Raw genomic sequence first — 20,055 nt, forward strand, 5'->3', positions numbered from 1 at the left:
TAGCTCCAGCTAAAAATTCAACTAATTGATCTGTAGCATAAAGCTACACGCTTATCTAATAATTAAACATAATATCGCGATACACTAATATCAGAGACTCATCACCGGACTTAAGATTAACCTCCTGCTGCGCCGAGATGATCGCCGTATTCATCGAGTGTTTACTGACGGCATATGCCGAGTTATTGCTAGCGACTCTAGATACGTTTTTACCATGATTATCTGTCGGATCAGATTTATCGCGGGCGACTCGGGACACCTAGGTCCCATGGGTGTGTATTTCCATGACGGCCTCTTAAGATGATATCTCTACTTAACCACTACCGGCTAAAATTCGACCAGCTTTAGTATTAATCTATCCATTACTGTTTTATTGTTATACATTTCGCTAATGTAACGGCAAATCTTCAATAAATAACATCATGATGAGATTGATAACCCTAATTTTGGCCCTTAGCCTGACATTATCCCTTAGCGCCAATGCCACAGAGCTCCATAGCCAAGAGCTATTAGGAGTGAGTAAAACCTTGGTATTAGTCAGGCATGCGGAAAAATCGGCCGGCGAAGATAACGATCCTAGCCTTAGCCAGGCGGGGAAAATAAGAGCCGAGGGACTCGTGCATAAACTGAAAAACTACCGCTTCAGTCAATTACTGGCCTCGCCCTTCAAACGGACTCAGGCAACCTTACAGCCCATTAGTGAAGCCCTTGGCATTCCAATCACGGTGATTGAGGTAAAATCTGGTCTAGAGGCCCATATAACCGCGACGATTAACACCGTCGAGGCACGAGCTGGCGATGTGCTAATTGCTGGACACTCTAACACCCTACCTAGGATAATCGCAGCTTTTGGCGGGCCCAAGATTGATGACCTAGATGAGCATCAATACTCGAATATCTATGAGCTTAAGATATACAGCTCAGGACGAGTTGAGTTTACACAGCTAGAATAGAATCAAAATCAGAGGAATTTCGTGAGGAAGCTAAGCCTTTGCAAGGCTAGCCATAGGTCGAATAGCCTTATTTCGTGATTTATATAACAATCTACACTGGATATTTATTGGTTCTTACGGCAGAATTCCGCTCTCTAAGAGACCAACAACGCAAATCACAGGGAGACTTAAGTTGAACTCAGAATATGAGAGCCAAAAACCATCGACCAAGGAACGTGCACTCAATTGCAATAACTGTGATCGTTTGACTGTAATCGAAGGCGAGTCTGTCTGTTTTCGTCAGGGAGAGGTTATCAGCCTGAGCCTATTCGATCCTCTCAATAAAGCGAATCAAAACTTGCCTCATATTGCTTGCGATGGCTGGAAAGCGGGTTAAACTGACACGCTCTCCCATTATCTGAGTCGACAAATAAGCATCAAATAAGTTACCCGGCCATCATACCTGCATAATCATTAGCAGAGAATTTAGTCTCTCTAATCAAGCCGTGAACTTCCATACTAGGATTCAATTTAGCAAGACTCAGACCACGAGTCGTGACTCTCATTCCTGATGTCAGCTCAAGGTAGAGATTAAACAGCTCATCTTGTTCTAGGCCACGCTTCTTAAGCGTCGCCATTATCGCTAACCAATCGGTATCGACAACACTGTCCTGACTTTCAATGTTTACCTGTAAAGGAATATTCTTCATCGTTATCATCTCACCCTAATTGTTTCCAGTTTATATGCCAATTATACAAACTAAACCTGAACTAACACTGAACTATTAACCAAGTATATGCATTTATATTAACTAATATTGAATATTCTACAGCATGTCCCGTCAGACTGTAGATTTATATTCACCATATTCATTCCAATAACATCAATTTTGAATGTTCCATAACTTGGCATATAGACCATCATTGGCTAACAGTGACTCATGGTTACCCGTTTCGACAATTTGCCCTTGGCTCAACACCAGAATTTGGTCCGCATCGACAACGGTAGAGAGTCTATGGGCGATCACTAAGCTGGTGTGCCCTTTAGCCACCTCTTTGAGTGCATTTAATATCGCCTGTTCCGATTGGCTATCTAGTGAAGATGTCGCTTCATCGAACACCAAAATAGGCGAGCCCTTTAGAATAGCCCTGGCGATAGCAACCCTCTGTTTCTCCCCACCTGATAACTTCAAGCCTCTCTCGCCCACTGGGGTATTCCAACCTTCGGGCAAGGTATCAATGAAATGAGACAGGTGTGCCATGTTAATGACCTGGAGGATCTCCTCGTCAGTGGCATCGGGACGACCATAGCGAATATTCTCTAGCAGTGAGTCGTTAAACAACACGGTATCTTGTGGGACTATGGCGATAGCCTGACGAAGTGCATCTTGAGTCAAGTTGTTAATATTGACGCCATCTAAGCTAATACAGCCGGTTTCGACATCATAGAAACGAAACAGCAATTTAACGATAGTAGACTTACCCGCCCCACTATCCCCTACGATAGCGACTTTCTGTCCGGGAAGAATGGTGAAATTCACATCTTTCAGAATTTGACGGGTATTATAGCTGAAGCTAACAGACTCGAACTTCAACTCACCTAATCCCAAACAGACCTCTTGGGCACCTTTTTTATCCTGAATGAGAGGAACCCGTTTCAGCAGGCCGAACATTCTCTCTATATTGGCTAGGGCGCCACGTATCTCCCGATACACGAAGCCCAAGAAATTGAGTGGGATAAAAAGCTGCATCATAAAGGCATTAACCAGCACAAAATCACCTATGGTCATCACGCCTTGCACCACATTATAGGCGGCGAGTGCCAGCATCATAGTCATCGCCACCGAAATAATCAGCGCTTGACCTATATTGAGGGCAAACAGTGACAGACGATTTTTCCGTTTTGCATACTCCCACTCTTCTAATGCTTCATCGTAACGTCGCGCCTCAAAGGCTTCATTATTAAAATACTTAACCGTTTCATAATTAAGCAGGCTATCGATGGCACGAGTATTAGAGTGTGAATCCGCCTTAGCGGCTTCACGCACATACTCGGTACGCCATTCAGTTGCGAGTACAGAAAACAGCCCATAAGCCAAGACTGACCCCAAGGTGATTGCCGCAAATTCGATACCATAATTATAAAAAAAGATGCCGACGACTAAGGCTATTTCTAATAGCGTAGGCACGATATTAAACACCATGAAACGCATCAGAAAGTTGATGCCACTGGTGCCTCTTTCTATGTCCCGGGACAAACCTCCGGTTTTTCGCTGCAGATGAAATTCTAAGTCCAGACGATGGAGATGCTCAAAAACATTGAGCCCTAGCCTTCTGATGGCCCGCTCGGTCACACGACCGAATAAGGTGTCTCTGACCTCTGAAATCAAGGTATTAAGCAGCCTGAGTCCACCATAGGCAACGACCAAGGCGATAGGTACACTGAGCAACTGCTCAGGTGATGCCGTACTTAACCCGTCCACCAGAGACTTTAATATGAAGGGAAGAGAGACGCTGGCTAACTTTGCAATAACCAAACATAATAAGGCCAGAATCACCCTCTGTTTAAACTCTAACAGGTAGGGCCAAATTAGCTTTAATACATGGAGATTTAATTTATCAATCGGTCCATCGAAATAAACAGAGGGTCGCATTTATTATCAATCCTAATACAAGTTAAGCATCGCAGGAGTCCTAGGCTATTTGCCAATAACTAAAGACCTTATTTTTAGCCATGTAAACGTTAGCTTACAGCATAAGCTGCTAAAACTTGTTCGCTCTACACATAAGTATCGTCTTTTATTCCGCAGAGTAACGGCTAATTTCTGAGTTTGCAGCCAAATAAACCTTCAATCGGCTGACTCCCGCCCGCAAGAAGTAACGCTTTCGACTTACATTTCGCCACACTTAATAGTACAAAGGAACTAGGCGGTACAATTATTTTAAAAAAATCGTTAAATAACGGTACTTCTTGTTAAACACGATAAAGTAATTTGATATTCTTTTTTAACGCAGACCAAGTAAGGGAAGCGACCAGCCCTTAATAAGCGATTTTAAAGGAAATACACATGCAGGGTTCACCCAAAGTTCAATATCCGCCGTTGCCACTCATCCAGACCTGGATATGGATGATGACCCGATCCGGAGACTCAGACATTCAACAACAAGGCCAAAATAATCTTATCGCTTCATTCGGAAGCCTAGCAAAAGCCAATGAATATCTGCTCAATCAAAATCAAGGTTAATCCATTCTAGGTTAAGATTAACGGTGTTAACGTCCTACTGAACACACAAATCCCCTCTTTCGCTATCCCTGCGATCACGGATAAATACTTCCATGGACAAAAAAGGAGACCTAGGTCTCCTTTTTTGTCGCTGTATCTATCAAGCTAACAAGCCGAGCGGCGAGCAATAATGCTCTGATTTAGCGTCGCTAAAATTGACTCTGTATCATCCCAGCCAATGCAAGCATCGGTAATACTCTGGCCATAACACAGAGCTTGACCTGCAACATAATCTTGACGGCCTTCGATGAGGTTACTCTCGATCATGACACCAAATATCCCATAATTACCTTTAGAGACTTGAGCTGCCACATCTTCTCCTACCAGCAATTGGCGCTTAAACTGCTTGGAGCTATTGGCATGGCTGAAATCGACCATGATATTAATGTCTAATCCGGCCTTCTCTAGTTGCTCACCGATGGCACTCACATGCTCCTTGCTATAATTAGGCTCCTTACCACCTCGTAGGATGATGTGGCAGTCCGAATTACCCTTGGTCTCGACGATGGCCGAGTGACCGAACTTGGTCACAGATAAGAAGTGATGAGGCGCACTCGCCGCACCTATGGCGTCGATGGCAACTTTAATGGTGCCATCGGTACCATTCTTAAAACCTACCGGAGATGAGAGACCCGAAGCCAGTTCACGATGTACTTGTGATTCTGTGGTTCTCGCGCCAATCGCTCCCCAACACATAAGATCGGCAACATATTGTGGGGTGATCATATCGAGAAACTCACCCGCCGTAGGTATGCCAAGATCGTTGAGATCCAGCAGTAATTTACGTGCGGTTCTCAGCCCATCGTTTAGCCTGAAGCTATTGTCCATAAATGGATCGTTAATCAGCCCCTTCCAACCCACTGTGGTGCGGGGCTTTTCGAAGTAGACTCGCATCACTATTTCTAACTGATCCTTGTATTGCTCACGCAGTTTCACTAAACGCTCACCATACTCTAGCGCAGCCTTAGGATCATGGATTGAACAGGGACCTATGACAACCAATAGGCGGTCATCATTTTTCTTCAAGATCTGATGGATGTTTTCGCGTGCATTAAAAACGGTAGCCGATGCATTCTCAGTCGCCGGAAATCGCTCAAATATTGCAATTGGTGGCAGTAATTCTTTGATCTTGTTAATTCGAACGTCATCATTTTTGTAATACATGTAATAAACTCACTCCGGCTATCGTTAAAACAGACTTATCTCAATTGCGCTACTAAGTTCAATTTATCCAGTATTGCCCCGTAATGCAACAAGATATAGTAACGAACAAAAAATAATAACCAACATATTGTTATATAAAGATAAAAATCAAACTCATTTAAAATTAAAGATAAGGGTAGCCGCCATTAAACCCCAAAACAAATACAATAAAACCCTGTATTTTATTGTATTTAAGAATCATTCAGGGGCAAGTAAGCATATCTGTGAGCTAACGTAGTGAAAGCTAAGCTACAGGTAGAAATGTGTTGCAGTAAAAATTTATATTGGCTGGAATTCAACCTTAGCTTTAGTCAAGCTGGACAAATTGGGCAATAACCACGACTAAAACTCTTTTCGCTATTCATTGAAATAATTTCAAACACCTGTCAGTTGAATTCACCTAGCCAAGCCGTTCAATGGCTAGCATGCAATAAATGTTTAAAACAAAGTACCCAAGCTGTTACATTGACTAGTACTAATGTACTAGCCCTACTCCTTGATTGTTTGATTATCAACCACTAGGTTAACTAAGAGGTCGGACATCAGACCTCATACCTGATTAACATACTAAAAAGAGATAACCCAATGAAAATCTATTACAAGCTAATACTCTTGGGCCTGTTTATATCCAGCCCACTAATATTCAGCCCACTCAGCTATGGCGCCAGCGGCATAGTATTTATCCATGGCACAGGTAATCAAACCGATGCCGAAACTGATTATTGGTCCCGGGAATTTATCGACTCCGTTAGACAAGGCCTACCCGAGCCCGCTAACTATCAAGTGATCAACTGTGATTTCGATCAATACATGTGGGACGAAGCCGCCGCCGGTTGTTTGGTCAGTCAGCTGCACACATTTATTCAGCATAAGGATATCGATGATCTAGTCATGCTCACCCACTCTCATGGTGGCAATATTGTCAGGTGGGTTTTATCTAATCCCACCTGGGATGGCCGCTATATCGACATAGTCAATGCCACCAGCCGAGTCATTGCCCTGGCTCCCTCTAGTGGCGGTACCCCATTAGCCGATGCGGTGAATCAAGGCAGTGTGTTTGAAGCGACGTTAGGCTGGCTCTTAGGCTATGGCAGTGACGCAGTCAAGCAACAACAAGTCAGTTGGATGAGCTACTACAACAGCACCTGGCTTAACGGGACTCAGGATCGTCCGACTCTGGGCAAGCCATTCGAAGTGGTGGTGGGCTCGGATGTTGATTCGGCGATCTGGGACGCTGACAGCTACTGTGCGGGCTACCAATATCAAGTCGCGCTCGAAACCACACAGAACTGGTTAGATGATTGCTCCGACGGATTCTTAGAGTGCAGTTCACAGAGTGCTGCCGGCACTGTTTGGTTTACCGATAAGCAGAAAACGGCTGGAAGTGAACCCCTGAGTCACCAGCAAAGCAGGCGAGCCTGCTTCAATCTAGACATCTTGATCCGCAACTATATATAGGAGTCAAACATGAAAATTTTCCCATTAGTCTTGGTGACATTATCGATAATGCCCCTCCTGACAGCCTGTCAGGATGAAACAGCTACACCGGCTGCCGATACTCAAGCTCAGAGCTTCACGCAGGCATCATTATCTGCGCCTCAGCAGGGGGACTTCAGTGTCACTGACGTCACCGAGCCACAACTGCCGCCGATTAACACTAGCAGAGATTCCTTGAGCTTTATCAGTGTGCCTGCTAATACATTTATCATAAGCCCACCAGCAGAATCACACTCAAGTAGCAGTGATGAATATTGGACCACAGTCACAGGCACCGAGTTAAATAGAGGCGTGAGTCTATCCATCAGTCAAGCCTCCAGCGTTATTCGCATCTCACCCAGAGCGGACACGAGTTCAGGCACCTTGATGCATAGCCAGGCTATCTCACCCGATAAGATCCAACTGATAAACCTGGATAACAAATCGAGTGCCAGCAAGTCTTCATCCAATATTCATTCTCTGGCGGATCCTCAAGCCTTAGCGACAGCCGGCCTCACCGATGATTCCAGCGCCCTTACCATGTCTTCCAGCGCTAAGCCTGGTAAATACTTACTCAAGGTGTCAGTCCCCTTAGCCGCTAAGTCCAGTTATCTGGTGAATGTGAAGGAGAAGCACTCACCCTACCAACTCAAACTCACCAGTAAATTCAGGGTATCGAGCCAAGCCCGCAGTCTGGATTTTAATGTTTCACTGACCAATAGCGATCAAGCACTCAGGCCCACGGCGAGCTTAAAGCACGCAGACGCTAGTTATCAGACTCTCAAGCTTGTGTCTAATAATGGCCAGTGGCAGGCACAACTAGCCGACACCTTAGCCATGCCGAGCAGCAATCAGGGCTTGAGTGAAATTCAAATTGACATAAAGGCTCGCGTTAACGGCATCGAGGTCATCAGAACCGTTAAAACCGCCTTCAAACAATTCGTGCCCTCGGCTAAAATCCAGCAGCAAGTGAACACTCGTTGGCGCGAAGGCATTCCGCTTCGCATAGATTTCACCTTAGATATCGCCGAGGAGGGGCGCTTCGCCCTCTCGGGTTACCTGACAGGTAGGGATGCCTCAGGTCAAGATAAGATGATATTAAAAACCGAGTCGGCCAATTGGCTTACCTTAGATGATTCAGCCATGTCACTGAAATTAGATCCGCAATTAATCCAGGAGTCTGGGCTGAGCGCGCCCTTCAAGTTAATGGGCTTGGAGCTTAAAGATCAGGGACAGATGGCCAGGCTGAGTTATCAGCAAGAGGCCCTGATACTCCAACAATAGTCACTGGGGCGATAATGACTGGATAACGCATTCATTATCTATAAAAAGCACTCATAGGAGTGCTTTTCTGTCTCAACCGATGAAATTAGTGGTTTTTCATCGCGTGTAACTTAGCTTGATAGCGAATTTGGTTATTCTCATCTTGAGTAAGACTCAGGGCTTTCTCCATATTCTTCTTTGCCAGACGTTCATCCCAGTGGCCCAATAAGCCCGAGACAGGCCAAAGTAAAATTCGTGACGATAATCAGCCTTATCTACCGCTCTCTTGTACCAGAGTAATGCATCTTGAAGTAGTAACACAGCAATTGCGCACGGGACTTTCACCATAGGTCTCTAGCCTTAAGTTTCGATATCCTTGGTGTAGCTTATGTCATGATGACACATTACGCATAAACAAAAGTTACAAGCAGTTAACCAGGCCCTTGTTTTTAACAGCGAGATCACTTAATAACTTGGTCAGCCTGTTCGCCAACCGCATCCACCTGAATGTAGACATCGCGATCTTGATACTGATAAGGCCGATAAAATAAGCCTTGGCAGGCATAATAAGTGTAGGGTCTAGCCAGCAAGATACATCCAGTGGGCAGCGCTTGTAAGATCTGGATCTGTTGCTGCATTCTCAGGGCTTGTTGCCATTGATGATCCCGTAAGACCTGATCTCTCACGGCAAAGGCATCGAATGGCTCGCTGGACTTACGGACCACGACTTGTCCACCATGGCTTAGCGCCGACAAGCATAGTGCCCCTAAGGTGAAAAACGCTAGACTCGCCTTAGTAAGACACTTGAAAAATATCATCTCTGGCCTCCATTCATGATTGCACATCTGCCCTAATAAACATGATACAAAAAAACAGGGCATTATGCCCTGTTTGATTTATTACCAGTCACGCTTGCAAGTTAAGACTCTTGCCTGTTAACGAGCACTCTTGACTGACACGAACTCAGGGTAGGCATCTATGCCACAATCTGCCGCATCCATCCCCTTATATTCATCCTCTTCGCTAACACGGATCCCCATGGTCAACTTAAGTAGATACCAGACCACAAAAGAGGCTGAGAATACCCAGATGAAGATGACGCCGGCCCCATAGAGTTGACCTAACACGGTCGCATCGGCATTAGACAATGGCACCAACATGAGACCGAAGAAACCTGCCACACCGTGAACCGAAATAGCCCCCACGGGATCATCGATCTTTAGCCTATCTAACGCCACAATGGAGAAGATGACTAGGCCACCGGCAATCAGGCCTATCACGGCCGCAAAGGCGATAGAAGGTGATAAGGGATCGGCAGTGATAGCCACTAGTCCGGCTAACGCGCCATTGAGTATCATGGTCAGATCTGCCTTTCCCCACACCAGCTTACAGACGACGAGTGCCGACACTGCGCCAAATGCCGCCGCTGAGTTGGTATTAAGGAAAATTTTAGCCACCGCGGTGGCGTTTTCAACATCGGATACCAGTAACTGCGAGCCACCGTTAAAGCCAAACCACCCCATCCACAGAATAAACATACCTAAGGTCGCCATAGGTAAGTTTGAACCCGGGATTGGGTTTACTTGGCCATTGGGACCATATTTCCCCTTACGAGCACCCAACAAGAGCACGCCGGCAATCGCGGCAGCCGCACCCGCCATATGAACGATACCACTACCGGCAAAATCGACAAATCCAGCCTCAGACAGGAAGCCGCCACCCCAGGTCCAATACCCCGCAACGGGATAAATAAAACCAGTCATCACCACAGAGAAAGCCAAGAAAGCCCAAAGTTTCATGCGCTCGGCCACCGCACCGGAAACGATGGACATGGCGGTAGCGACAAACACCACCTGGAAGAAGAAATCTGACTCGAGCGCATGATCTGCATCATCGGCCTGACTACCGATAAAGGTACCGAAAGAAGGTAGCCAGCCGCCTTCACCATTATCGACATACATGATGTTATATCCCAGGATCAGATACATCACGCAGGCAATCGAATACAGACACACATTCTTGGTGAGAATTTCTGTGGTGTTCTTGGAGCGTACGAGTCCAGCCTCCAGCATTGCAAAACCAGCCGCCATCCACATGACTAACGCACCTGAAATCAAGAAGTAAAAGGTATCCAGAGCGAACCTTAACTCAGACACTGTCACGCCTAATTTGGCTAAATCTTCCATCACGTTTCTCCCTTTATAATGCTTCGCTATCGGTCTCGCCCGTACGGATACGGATAACCTGCTCTAGGTCGGTGACAAATATTTTGCCATCTCCAATCTTGCCGGTACGGGCAGCATTGGTAATCGATTCAATTAACAAGTCCAGGTTTTCGGCCTTGGTCGCAATGTCTATTTTAACTTTAGGAAGGAAGTCCACCTGATACTCGGCGCCTCGATACAACTCGGTATGCCCTTTCTGACGACCGAAACCTTTCACTTCGGTGACGGTCATCCCCTCTATACCCACGCCAGCTATCGCTTCGCGGACATCGTCCAATTTGAACGGTTTAATGATAGCGCTGACCAGTTTCATGCTGACCTCCAAGGTATTTTGGTTATTTATTTCTAATGTTACCTATTCAATCATTAGGCCAAGTCAACAAACCATTAACTTTTAATGAGTTAATAAATAACAGGTAAATATCATCGAATACAAATGCACCAAACGAGTGCAAATATTCACCGCGCGCACAAATATAGCGCAGGCAAATACTCGGGCCGACCATGGCGCTAGCTAGCCTGCAACGTGAGTTGAATTTGATAAATCTAGGAGGTAATAAACATTAGATGACTAGGAGACGGATGTAATAGGGGGAGTTTTTGAGTTTAAAATAGGGATTTTGAAATAGGGATTTTGAAATAGAGGTTTTACATGACTTGATGCTAATGACACCTTACTGCTTACAGTAAGGCGTCCAATTTAGGGTCACATCAAGCTTATAGCCTAAGACTATTCTTAGATTTATTTTCTAATAAAATAAATCGCTACAGCACTGAATATCAGTGCCGGCATCACGGCACCGAGGATGGCGGGCAAGCCATAGACCAGAGTCAGAGGTCCGAAAATTTCACTGCTGATATAGAAGGTGAAACCAGCGATAACGCCCAACAATACACGAGCTCCCATGGTCACGGTTCTCAAGGGACCAAACACGAATGAGAGCGCCACCAGCATCATCACGGCAACGGTAACGGGCTGCATGACTTTACGCCATAGCGCCAACTCATAACGGCCAGAATTTTGGTTGTTCGCCTCGAGATAGTCCAGATAGCCCAGCAAGCCTTGAATAGAGAGAGATTCGGGCTTAACCGAGACAACGCTCAACTTATCTGGTGTCAGCGTCGAATCCCAGCGATACAGGGTCAGGTCGGTCAGTGTCACCTTGTCCTTGGTCAAATCTGTTTGCCTGACATCGATAAGACGCCAGTGATCATTTGAGTAGACGCCGCGCTCGGCATGGATAGTCTTCACTAAGGTCAAGGTGCTATCAAACTCATACAAGGTAATATTACGCAGGCTGTTGATGTTTTCCACTTCGCCAATATTGACGAACAGATCGCCATCTTTTGCCCAGATCCCACGACTCGATTTGATCAGACTGCCACCGGACACCTTGAATGCTTGCAGTTCATTAGCACGCCTTTCTGCGGCGGGTGCTCCCCACTCACCGAGCACCATGATCATCAGCATGAGTGGCACGGCAGTCTTCATCGCCGACAGAGTGATTTGAAAACGAGACAAGCCAGAAGATTGCATCACCACGAGTTCCGATCCCGATGCCAGCATGCCCATGCCGATCAAGGCGCCGAGCAATACCGCCATAGGGAAGAACATCTCGATATCTCGAGGAATAAGAAACAGTACATAGATGCCTGCATCTAGCATGGTATAGTCGCCACGGCCAACGACGCGGAGCTGATCCACCCACTTGATGATGCCGGATAGACCGGTGAGAATAAGCAAACACAGAGCCGAGCTACTGACTAAGGTTCTGGCAATATATAAGTCTAATATTTTCACGCTTTGGCCCTCTTGCGCTTAAATATCCCGCTCAATTTCGCACCGGAAGGACGCTCTTTACCTAAGAGCAGTATCCCCATGCAGAGGGCGGATGCATGTATCCACCACATCCCTAGGTACTCAGGTACCACCCCGTCTTCCAAGGCTTTTCGCCCAGCAATCATCAGACCAAAATAACCCAGATAGAGTAAAATAGCCGGGAACATCTTGGCGAACTTACCCTGACGCACATTAACCCTGGCCATAGGCACGGCAATAAGGGTCATTAAGGGGATCGCCAGAGGAATGGCCAGGCGCCAATGAAATTCAGCCGTTGCCGCGGGGCCCTCTATCGCCATCAACTCATTGATAGGCATGGCGGAGAGCTTACGGCGGCGTTCATCCACCGCTTGCTCCTTGATCTGCATCTGGTAGCTACCGAACTCGATGATCTGAAAATCCACTTGCTTAGGCGTCGATTTATATTGCACACCATCACTCAGTTGCAAGCGCTGGCCACCGGTTTCATCCTCGATGACCTTACCCCCTTCGGCAACCACGATATTACTGATACCGGATTCATCATCAGGATCTGGTAGTTGTGCTACGAACACCTTGTTCAGCTCGTTATTTCGGCCAATACGTTCGACAAAAAGCACGGCTCTGCCGTTGGGGCTGGTCTGAAAGCGTCCCTGAGTGATGGCTGCCAGCCCGGCTTCTGACTGTGCATGCTCGAGTACCTGGTTCTGCTTCTCTTCGGCCCAAGGTGTCACATAAACCGACAGCATAGCGGTAAAAATCATATTGCCTACGGCCAACAACAGGGTCACACGGGTGATATACCATTCACTCACCCCCACGCCGTGAAGAATCACCATTTCACTGTCGGCATACATTCGGCCATGAGCCATCAAAATACCGAGAAATAAACTCAGCGGAATCACCAAAACAGCCAGATAAGGTAAATTAAGACCCAATAGGGTGAAGACTAACGAAGCAGGAAATTCTCCGTCAGATGCATCAGCAAGTACACGAACGAAATGCTGGCTTATAAAAATAGCTAAAAGTACTGCAAGAACGGCTATTTGTGCCTTGAAAACTTCTCTAATCAAATATCTAAATACAATCACAGGCTGGATCCGGTCCCTAAACTTATAATTATGCTGGTATCAGGTTAACTTTCATGTAAACTGTCTACTTTTGGTAGTTTTGTAACCAGCCGTTAACTAAATATGGTATAAAAACACCTAAAAAAAAACACTTTGATGTACCAAATTTAGGCCCGTTTGGGACACAAGCAGACATTATCTAATAAATAATAAAATTTGTCTTTAAGAATCTAGGAGAGCTCATGGAGTTTAGCGTTAAGAGCGGCAGTCCAGAAAAGCAACGTTCGGCCTGCATAGTGGTTGGCGTATATGAACCAAGACGCCTATCGGGTATTGCTGAGCAGCTCGATAAAATTAGTGAAGGCTACATAAGTAACTTACTTCGTCGTGGCGATCTCGAAGGCAAGCCAGGGCAGATGCTTCTTTTGCATCATGTGCCTAATGTTCTCAGTGAACGTGTGCTTTTGGTTGGTTGTGGTAAAGAGCGCGAGCTCGATGAGCGTCAATACAAGCAGATCATCGACAAAACCATCAAAACCCTTAACGAAACTGGTTCAATGGAAGCCGTTTGTTTCCTGACTGAACTGCACGTGAAGGGCCGTGACACTTACTGGAAAGTTCGTGAAGCCGTTGAAACGACGCAGAACAGCCTATACAACTTCGATGTATTGAAGACCAATAAGGGTGAGACTCGCCGTCCCCTACGCAAGCTAGTCTTCAATGTACCAACACGCCGTGAACTGGCCGTGGGAGAGCGCGCAATCGAACACGGTATGGCCGTGTCTGCCGGTATGCATCTTTGTCGTGATGTTGCCAACATGCCGCCTAACATCTGTAATCCAGCCTATCTGGCATCACAAGCTCGCCAGATGGGTGAAGTCTGTGAAGAATTAACTGTGACCACCTTAGGTGAAGAGCAGATGGCCAAGTTGGGCATGAACTCGTACCTTGCTGTGGGCCGTGGCAGTGTCAACGAATCCATCATGACTGTGATGGAGTACAAGGGCGCAGTCGACAGTACTCAGAAGCCGATTGTGCTTATTGGTAAGGGGCTGACATTCGACTCTGGCGGTATTTCACTCAAGCCTGGCGAAGCCATGGATGAGATGAAGTACGACATGGGCGGAGCCGCAGGTGTTATCGGTGCGATGAAAGCCCTGTGTGATCTCAATCTTAAGATCAATGTGATCGGTATTCTTGCTGGCTGTGAAAACATGCCATCGAGCAATGCTTACCGCCCAGGTGATATTCTCACCACTATGTCGGGCCAAACTGTCGAAGTGTTAAACACAGATGCAGAAGGCCGCCTGGTATTGTGTGATGTATTGACCTACGTTGAGCGTTTCGACCCTGAGCTGGTTGTCGATACTGCGACGCTGACGGGTGCCTGTGTTATCGCACTGGGTAAACACGCTTCGGGTCTGTTCTCTGGTCATAATCCACTGGCACACGAGCTATTAAATGCCGGTGAGCAGAGTGGTGATCGTGCATGGCGCTTGCCATTGTGGGATGTGTATCAAGAGCATCTTGAAAGCCCATTTGCCGATATGACTAACCTTGGCGGTCGTCCCGCCGGTGCTATCACGGCAGCTTGCTTCCTGTCACGCTTCACCAAGAAGTACAACTGGGCACACCTAGATGTTGCCGGTACCGCTTGGAACAGTGGCGCGAACAAGGGCTCTACCGGACGTCCGGTACCGCTATTGACTCAGTTCCTGATCAACCGCGCGGGTGTTCCTCAAGGGGAATAACACATATCTTGCTTAGTTAGGCCGAAAGAGCGAAGAGTTATCTCTTCGCTCTTTTTATTTGCTTCGAATTTGAAAATATATATACACGCATTAACCATGCTGGTAAAAAATGCAAATCTAATATGGGTTACGTTTAGGTAATTCAAGGAGTACATATGGAATTAAGCACTATCTTAATGTTTGTTATTGCATCGCTATCGATCAACCTAATCCCCGGGCCAGATGTGGTGTACATAGTCTCTAATACCATGAAGGGTAAATTAAAGTCCGGTATAGCGGCTTCTCTGGGGCTAGGTGCTGGCTATCTGGTACATACTTTAGCCGCGGTATTTGGCTTATCGGCATTAATACTAAGCTCAGCCTTTGTGTTCAGTGTCGTTAAATATTTAGGCGCAGCCTACCTGCTATATTTGGGGATCACCTCTCTAATAAACTGTTACAAGGGGCAATCGAAACTGGTTGCCAATACTGATGATACTGAGACTCGAATGACTAGTGTGAGGAATGTGTTTACACAAGGTGTCGTGGTGAGTGTGCTAAACCCCAAAGTTGCCATGTTCTATCTGGCTTTCTTACCACAATTCATCGATATATCTTCTCCGTCAGCGACTAAAGAGCTAATGATTTTAGGTCTCTTGTTCAGCGTTCTGGCGACTGGCTGCAATTTAGTCTATTCCTTCTTGGGCAGCATACTCTTTAGTAGCCCCAAGGCTGCGAAGTATTCAAGAGGAATTGAGGGAGGTTCAGGCCTCATATTAGTGGGATTAAGTGCAAAAATAGCACTGACTGACACTCAATAAGTCTATAAAATGCAAAGAGAGCCAACTTAAGGCGGCTCTCCCTCGATGAGCTCTGGTGCTCCAGGGCCCAGAGGCTGACCATAACTGAACTCGATGAAGTTACCGTCGGGATCTCTGACACCACAATAGTAACCCGCAGGATAACTATCCTCCCGCACGCCCCAGACTAATATGCCCTCTTCCTCGGCACGCATCGCTACCCTATCTACAGCGGCTTTACTCTCCAGCGCAAAACCTAGGTGGGAAAAGTCATTCATCTGCTGTTTATGGCCGTCCCCTCCAGGGAGAATCACAATGATAAATTGTGATCCCTGTCCCGGCTCACTGAGCCAAACAATACGCTTTTCTCCACTTGGCCGTTGATGGCTGTTATCACTTGGCCGTTGATGACTGTTATCACTTGGCCGTTGATGACTGTTATCACTTGGCCGTTGATGGCTGTTACCCCAGGGACGTTCATGAATGACACGCATGCCAGCATAGGAGCAGTAAAAGTCGACACAGGCTTCAAGGTCCATCACGTGCAAAGCAATATGAGTCAGCGCAATCGCCATTTGGTTAACCTCCAACTAAACGATGCCGCTCGATGACGTGCAAGCAGACATTATGAGTCAGTACTACCGCCATTTGGTTAACCTCCAACTAAACGATGCAGCTCGATGACGTGCAAGCAGGCATTATGAGTCAGTGCAATCGCCATTTGGTTAACCTCCAACTAAACGATGCCGCTCGATGACGTGCAAGCAGACATTATGAGTCAGTGCAATCGCCATCTATAACCTGCCTGCACATTTGAGTCGCCTATAGACAGCCTTACGATACAGGTTCGATAATAGCGGACGCATTAACTTTAGCCCCATCAACCAGGCCAATGGTTTAAGTATCGGCACCCGCTGCATCAAGACTATGTAGGCATCAAGCTCAGATACGACGCTCGATTGCTCTATATTGTCACATTCGCCAATGATCACATGCAATTGGGTTAGCGCCTTAAACGGCTCAATCCCCCAAGTCTTTAACTTCTCGTCCTGATCTGTGATATCGAACCAGACCACTCCGAGGGCATGGCGTCCCGCAATACGTGAATACCGTTCTCTATCCTTGATGCATCGAGGACAGGCACCATCGTAGAGGACATATAAATTTGGCTGACTGTCATTCATCTATAGAGTTTAGTCGATGTCTAATCAGATAAGTTTACGCTGACTCTTTTTCGAACATGACTATTGCTTCGCGGTGAGGACTAATGATTTAATGAGACTTTATAAATAGATAATAACTTAAGCCAACCAGCAGATGCAGAGTCAGATAGCAGAACTTTTTTTTATTGGTGACTGGAAGATAGATTGTAATAAAAACCTCGCCTTTCATGGAGAGCGAGAAGTTCGTATAGAACCCAAATCCATGATGATTTTACAATACCTGGTGAGTCAGCAAGGAAAAGTGGTCACCAGAGACAAATTATTTGAGCTATTTTGGCCAAACCAGGTAGTGACTGATGATGCTTTAAATCGAGTCATGTCTAATCTTCGACGTCTGCTAAACGATAATTCAAGCCAACCACAGTTTATCGTGACGATTCGAAAAGTGGGATATAAGCTCGTTGCCCAAGTGACAGTCATCGCCACGCCGACCACCACCACTGACGAGGCATTAAATACATCTTATCCACGTTTTTCAAAAGCAACGCGACAAGATAACAAGCGTAAATTTAGTTTATCTTTCAACATGAGTAAGCGACAAGATGGTTTCATCATTTTTCTTGTGACTGTCTTGATTGGACTCGCCATTGTCATAGTGTCTCCCCAGTTCCTGCTCCAAGGACAAACCCCCAACAATTATTTTACACGAATAACCTATGACAAAGCAGACAACTTAATGCCTGATATGTCTAATGATGGCACTCGCATTCTTTATGTAAGCCAGTTAGATCAAGGGGAAGAAAAGTTAATGCTGCGATCCTTAGATAACACCTACGCGACCAATATCGGCGCAAGTGATACTAGGTATTTTTATCCTTCTTTTTCAAAAAACAATAATCAAATCGCAGTAATATCCAAGCACAAACAGACTGACCAAATAACCATAGCACTGATAAATTTAGACAAGATCACTCCCAATAAAGCGCTTAAGCTTGACTCTATGAGCTTTGGTCTCGACTGGCACCCTGACAAGAATACACTCGTTTACACCCAAAGGCATATCGAACAAAACAATCATGGGATCTATATTTGGCAACCAGAGTTGGACAGACAAACATTGGTAACCACCTCGATAACGGGTGTCGATGATAGATTTCCAGTATTTTCTCCAGATGGACAACATATCGCATTCATCCGTTGTTTAGCCCCCACCGAAAAAGCCGTATTTATTACCGACTTGAAGGGAAATACCCAGCAAGTGTCTTCATTTGAAAGCGAAATATATAGCTTAGATTGGTTTGATTCAGACCATTTACTTATTTCTACAAGGGATGGAATTAGCAAATATGACAAAAAAGGCAAGGGCATATTGTTGGAATCAAGCCTAAGATTTTCGGCATATTACGGTCTGAGATACAATCAAGAAACCGGTTTACTGTTATTTAATCAAAAGTTTATTCGATATGAAGGACATCAGGTAGATTTAACAACATCTAAACGGAGCCGTTCATTAACAGTTTCACAATCCTCAGACACTGAAATGTCGATCAGTCCCAACGGCCACAGCTTTGTGTTTGTATCGAACCGAACTGGGAAAAAGCAATTATGGCATCGTTCAGGAAACGACATTAATCCTATTGCACAAACCGAATATCAGGATATTTACGATTTAAACTGGTCGCCAGATAGCACGCAAGTCGCCGCCGTCATTAAAAATAATCATACCTATGGTCTTATGCATTATTCGTTAGCATCACAAACAGTGACTGTGCATTGGCAATCGAGTCGCCCGATCCACTTTATTGGTTGGAATACTGATCAGACACTACTTTTTTCTCAACTCACAGAACAGCCCTTCAAACGATTATGGCAACTCAAGCAATTAACCCTAACGGACAGTCGGGTAGCCGACATATCCAACTTTGATATGTATCAAGCCAGATTGGTCGATGAGTCTCAACACATTGTCTTTATGAACTCATCGAAAAGTGGACTTTGGTTATGGAACTGGCAAGAAAAACCCGAGAAAGTGTTGCACTCTAGCCAACTTTCACTCGAGCGTAATTGGGATATCTCGGCGGATGCGGTATGGGGAGTGGACCTAGAGGGTGATATTTTCCGGCACGATTTCAAGAGTGGCGAAACAGAAATAAAACAACAGGGAACAAAATTCGCTCACCAATTTCGCCCTCAAAAGCGAATTTACGGGCTATCAGCCACTAAGAATGTCCATTCGAGTAGCGATCTTTGGTTTCTTCACTTAGCGGAAAATAACCACTAGTTAGCGGGTGTATCTGTCGAGACACTCAAATTCACCAGTGCTAAATCGAAACTAAGATCTGAACTAGTAGGACTGAGTTGATGTACCGACACCGCCAAGGTATTTTCGCCCTGAATTAGGTTAACGTTTTCCAAAGGCACCTCGATCCAAACATGTTCAATCAGTGAGTTAGTCGCGAATTGACTGGCTCCACCGGCAGAGGAGAGGTTTACCTGATAGATTTTCACCCCATTTAGATAAACCCGCGCCCCATCATCGACTAACAGACGCAGTACCAGGTGACTCTTTATCGGTGCTTCGAGTTGAACAAACCTGGTTCTGAAGTATTGCACCGGATATTTGTTGTCTTTATCCGCTCCATAATTCGTGACCGTATTCTCATCTTCTTCTCCATAGCCAAATTGAGCACGATTCATTGACCATTGGCTATCATCAAACTCAGCAAGATACCAAGACTTTGGCAACGCAGGCTCTCTATCATAGTAGCGCCATTGGCTACCGGGAGCGATAAGTTCAAATCCATGAGTTTGGGGACAAATAGCGAGATAAAATATTATAAAAAGTAATTTTTTAATCACACTTATTCGTTTTAACTTGAATTTAGCTATATCGGTTCACCTATTCAACCACATGATTAAAATGCAGTTTAAACATCATTTTAGTGTCTGAAACATTACTACCAATACAATTGACGGTCAACAAGAGCCGAACATCAGCTAACATCAGCCAATATCAGCTAACATCAGCCAATTTGACTGTTATTCACGACTTAAAAGTAGGTTAATGAGTGTCGAGTGCTTCGCGGAATA

Annotated in this window: 20 protein-coding genes and 1 pseudogene; 8 read left to right on the plus strand and 13 right to left on the minus strand. The window is 45.6% G+C overall.

Annotated elements, in window-relative coordinates; translation table 11 throughout:
* Positions 1-55: 55 nt before the first annotated feature.
* The gene (locus HRU42_RS11195) at positions 56-259 is read right to left on the minus strand and encodes a hypothetical protein (RefSeq protein WP_295031153.1); all 204 of its coding nucleotides are present in this window, start codon (positions 257-259) and stop codon (positions 56-58) included.
* Positions 260-422: 163 nt separating this feature from the next.
* On the opposite strand from HRU42_RS11195, the gene HRU42_RS11200 reads away from it, so the two are divergent.
* Positions 423-953, plus strand: a complete 531-nt coding sequence (locus tag HRU42_RS11200; RefSeq protein WP_295031155.1) for a histidine phosphatase family protein — start codon at positions 423-425, stop codon at positions 951-953.
* A gap of 172 nt (positions 954-1,125) precedes the next feature.
* Positions 1,126-1,329 (plus strand): hypothetical protein, encoded by a 204-nt coding sequence (locus HRU42_RS11205; RefSeq protein ID WP_295031157.1) that lies wholly within the window; start codon positions 1,126-1,128, stop codon positions 1,327-1,329.
* 49 nt (positions 1,330-1,378) lie between these two features.
* Here HRU42_RS11205 and HRU42_RS11210 read toward each other — a convergent pair whose 3' ends face one another.
* Together HRU42_RS11210 and HRU42_RS11215 are read right to left on the minus strand one after the other, a co-directional pair.
* Positions 1,379-1,642: a hypothetical protein gene (locus tag HRU42_RS11210; protein WP_295031158.1), complete on the minus strand. Its 264-nt coding sequence runs from the start codon at positions 1,640-1,642 to the stop codon at positions 1,379-1,381.
* A gap of 174 nt (positions 1,643-1,816) precedes the next feature.
* Complete coding sequence (locus HRU42_RS11215; protein WP_295031160.1) at positions 1,817-3,586, minus strand: ABC transporter ATP-binding protein/permease; 1,770 nt, start codon at positions 3,584-3,586, stop codon at positions 1,817-1,819.
* 414 nt (positions 3,587-4,000) lie between these two features.
* Here HRU42_RS11215 and HRU42_RS11220 point away from each other — a divergent pair, with 414 nt between their 5' ends.
* Positions 4,001-4,177: a hypothetical protein gene (locus HRU42_RS11220; protein WP_295031161.1), complete on the plus strand. Its 177-nt coding sequence runs from the start codon at positions 4,001-4,003 to the stop codon at positions 4,175-4,177.
* Between the two features lie 144 nt (positions 4,178-4,321).
* Here HRU42_RS11220 and aroG read toward each other — a convergent pair whose 3' ends face one another.
* Positions 4,322-5,380, minus strand: coding sequence for a 3-deoxy-7-phosphoheptulonate synthase AroG (gene aroG, locus HRU42_RS11225; protein WP_295031163.1), 1,059 nt, complete (start codon positions 5,378-5,380; stop codon positions 4,322-4,324).
* 624 nt (positions 5,381-6,004) lie between these two features.
* On the opposite strand from aroG, the gene HRU42_RS11230 reads away from it, so the two are divergent.
* Together HRU42_RS11230 and HRU42_RS11235 are read left to right on the plus strand one after the other, a co-directional pair.
* Positions 6,005-6,877 (plus strand): hypothetical protein, encoded by an 873-nt coding sequence (locus HRU42_RS11230; RefSeq protein WP_295031164.1) that lies wholly within the window; start codon positions 6,005-6,007, stop codon positions 6,875-6,877.
* 9 nt (positions 6,878-6,886) lie between these two features.
* Positions 6,887-8,179, plus strand: coding sequence for a DUF4785 domain-containing protein (locus tag HRU42_RS11235; protein ID WP_295031166.1), 1,293 nt, complete (start codon positions 6,887-6,889; stop codon positions 8,177-8,179).
* 85 nt (positions 8,180-8,264) lie between these two features.
* Here the strand turns inward: HRU42_RS11235 and HRU42_RS11240 are convergent.
* The 6 genes and pseudogenes from HRU42_RS11240 to lptF all read right to left on the minus strand — a co-directional run.
* A pseudogene (locus tag HRU42_RS11240) lies at positions 8,265-8,464 on the minus strand (hypothetical protein); the annotation flags it as partial.
* A gap of 155 nt (positions 8,465-8,619) precedes the next feature.
* On the minus strand, positions 8,620-8,976 hold the full coding sequence (locus tag HRU42_RS11245) for a hypothetical protein (protein ID WP_295031167.1): 357 nt from the start codon (positions 8,974-8,976) through the stop codon (positions 8,620-8,622).
* 117 nt (positions 8,977-9,093) lie between these two features.
* Positions 9,094-10,344, minus strand: coding sequence for an ammonium transporter (locus HRU42_RS11250; protein ID WP_295031169.1), 1,251 nt, complete (start codon positions 10,342-10,344; stop codon positions 9,094-9,096).
* Positions 10,345-10,357: 13 nt separating this feature from the next.
* A complete protein-coding gene (glnK, locus tag HRU42_RS11255; RefSeq protein WP_295031172.1) occupies positions 10,358-10,696 on the minus strand; it encodes a P-II family nitrogen regulator in 339 nt (112 codons plus the stop codon).
* Positions 10,697-11,125: 429 nt separating this feature from the next.
* Positions 11,126-12,184 (minus strand): LPS export ABC transporter permease LptG, encoded by a 1,059-nt coding sequence (lptG, locus tag HRU42_RS11260; protein WP_295031174.1) that lies wholly within the window; start codon positions 12,182-12,184, stop codon positions 11,126-11,128.
* Entirely contained in the window at positions 12,181-13,293 is a 1,113-nt protein-coding gene (gene lptF / locus HRU42_RS11265) for an LPS export ABC transporter permease LptF (RefSeq protein WP_295031176.1), read from the minus strand. Before lptF ends, lptG begins: the two co-directional genes overlap by 4 nt.
* A 221-nt stretch (positions 13,294-13,514) precedes the next feature.
* Between lptF and pepA the strand changes: the two genes are divergently transcribed.
* Both pepA and HRU42_RS11275 read left to right on the plus strand, forming a co-directional pair.
* A complete protein-coding gene (pepA, locus tag HRU42_RS11270) occupies positions 13,515-15,023 on the plus strand; it encodes a leucyl aminopeptidase (RefSeq protein WP_295031178.1) in 1,509 nt (502 codons plus the stop codon).
* A 155-nt stretch (positions 15,024-15,178) separates the two neighbouring features.
* Positions 15,179-15,823, plus strand: coding sequence for a LysE family translocator (locus HRU42_RS11275; protein WP_295031180.1), 645 nt, complete (start codon positions 15,179-15,181; stop codon positions 15,821-15,823).
* Between the two features lie 26 nt (positions 15,824-15,849).
* On the opposite strand, the gene HRU42_RS11280 is transcribed toward HRU42_RS11275, so the two are convergent.
* A complete protein-coding gene (locus HRU42_RS11280; protein WP_295031182.1) occupies positions 15,850-16,377 on the minus strand; it encodes a VOC family protein in 528 nt (175 codons plus the stop codon).
* Positions 16,378-16,596: 219 nt separating this feature from the next.
* Positions 16,597-16,986, minus strand: coding sequence for a DCC1-like thiol-disulfide oxidoreductase family protein (locus HRU42_RS11285; RefSeq protein ID WP_295031184.1), 390 nt, complete (start codon positions 16,984-16,986; stop codon positions 16,597-16,599).
* Positions 16,987-17,119: 133 nt separating this feature from the next.
* On the opposite strand from HRU42_RS11285, the gene HRU42_RS11290 reads away from it, so the two are divergent.
* Positions 17,120-19,246, plus strand: a complete 2,127-nt coding sequence (locus HRU42_RS11290) for a winged helix-turn-helix domain-containing protein (RefSeq protein ID WP_295031186.1) — start codon at positions 17,120-17,122, stop codon at positions 19,244-19,246.
* Here the strand turns inward: HRU42_RS11290 and HRU42_RS11295 are convergent.
* Entirely contained in the window at positions 19,243-19,824 is a 582-nt protein-coding gene (locus tag HRU42_RS11295) for a beta galactosidase jelly roll domain-containing protein (RefSeq protein WP_295031188.1), read from the minus strand. The two genes, HRU42_RS11290 and HRU42_RS11295, sit on opposite strands and share 4 nt — an antisense overlap.
* Positions 19,825-20,055: the final 231 nt, after the last annotated feature.

Origin of the sequence: Shewanella sp. (assembly GCF_013214165.1) — a bacterium.
Taxonomy (GTDB): domain Bacteria; phylum Pseudomonadota; class Gammaproteobacteria; order Enterobacterales; family Shewanellaceae; genus Shewanella.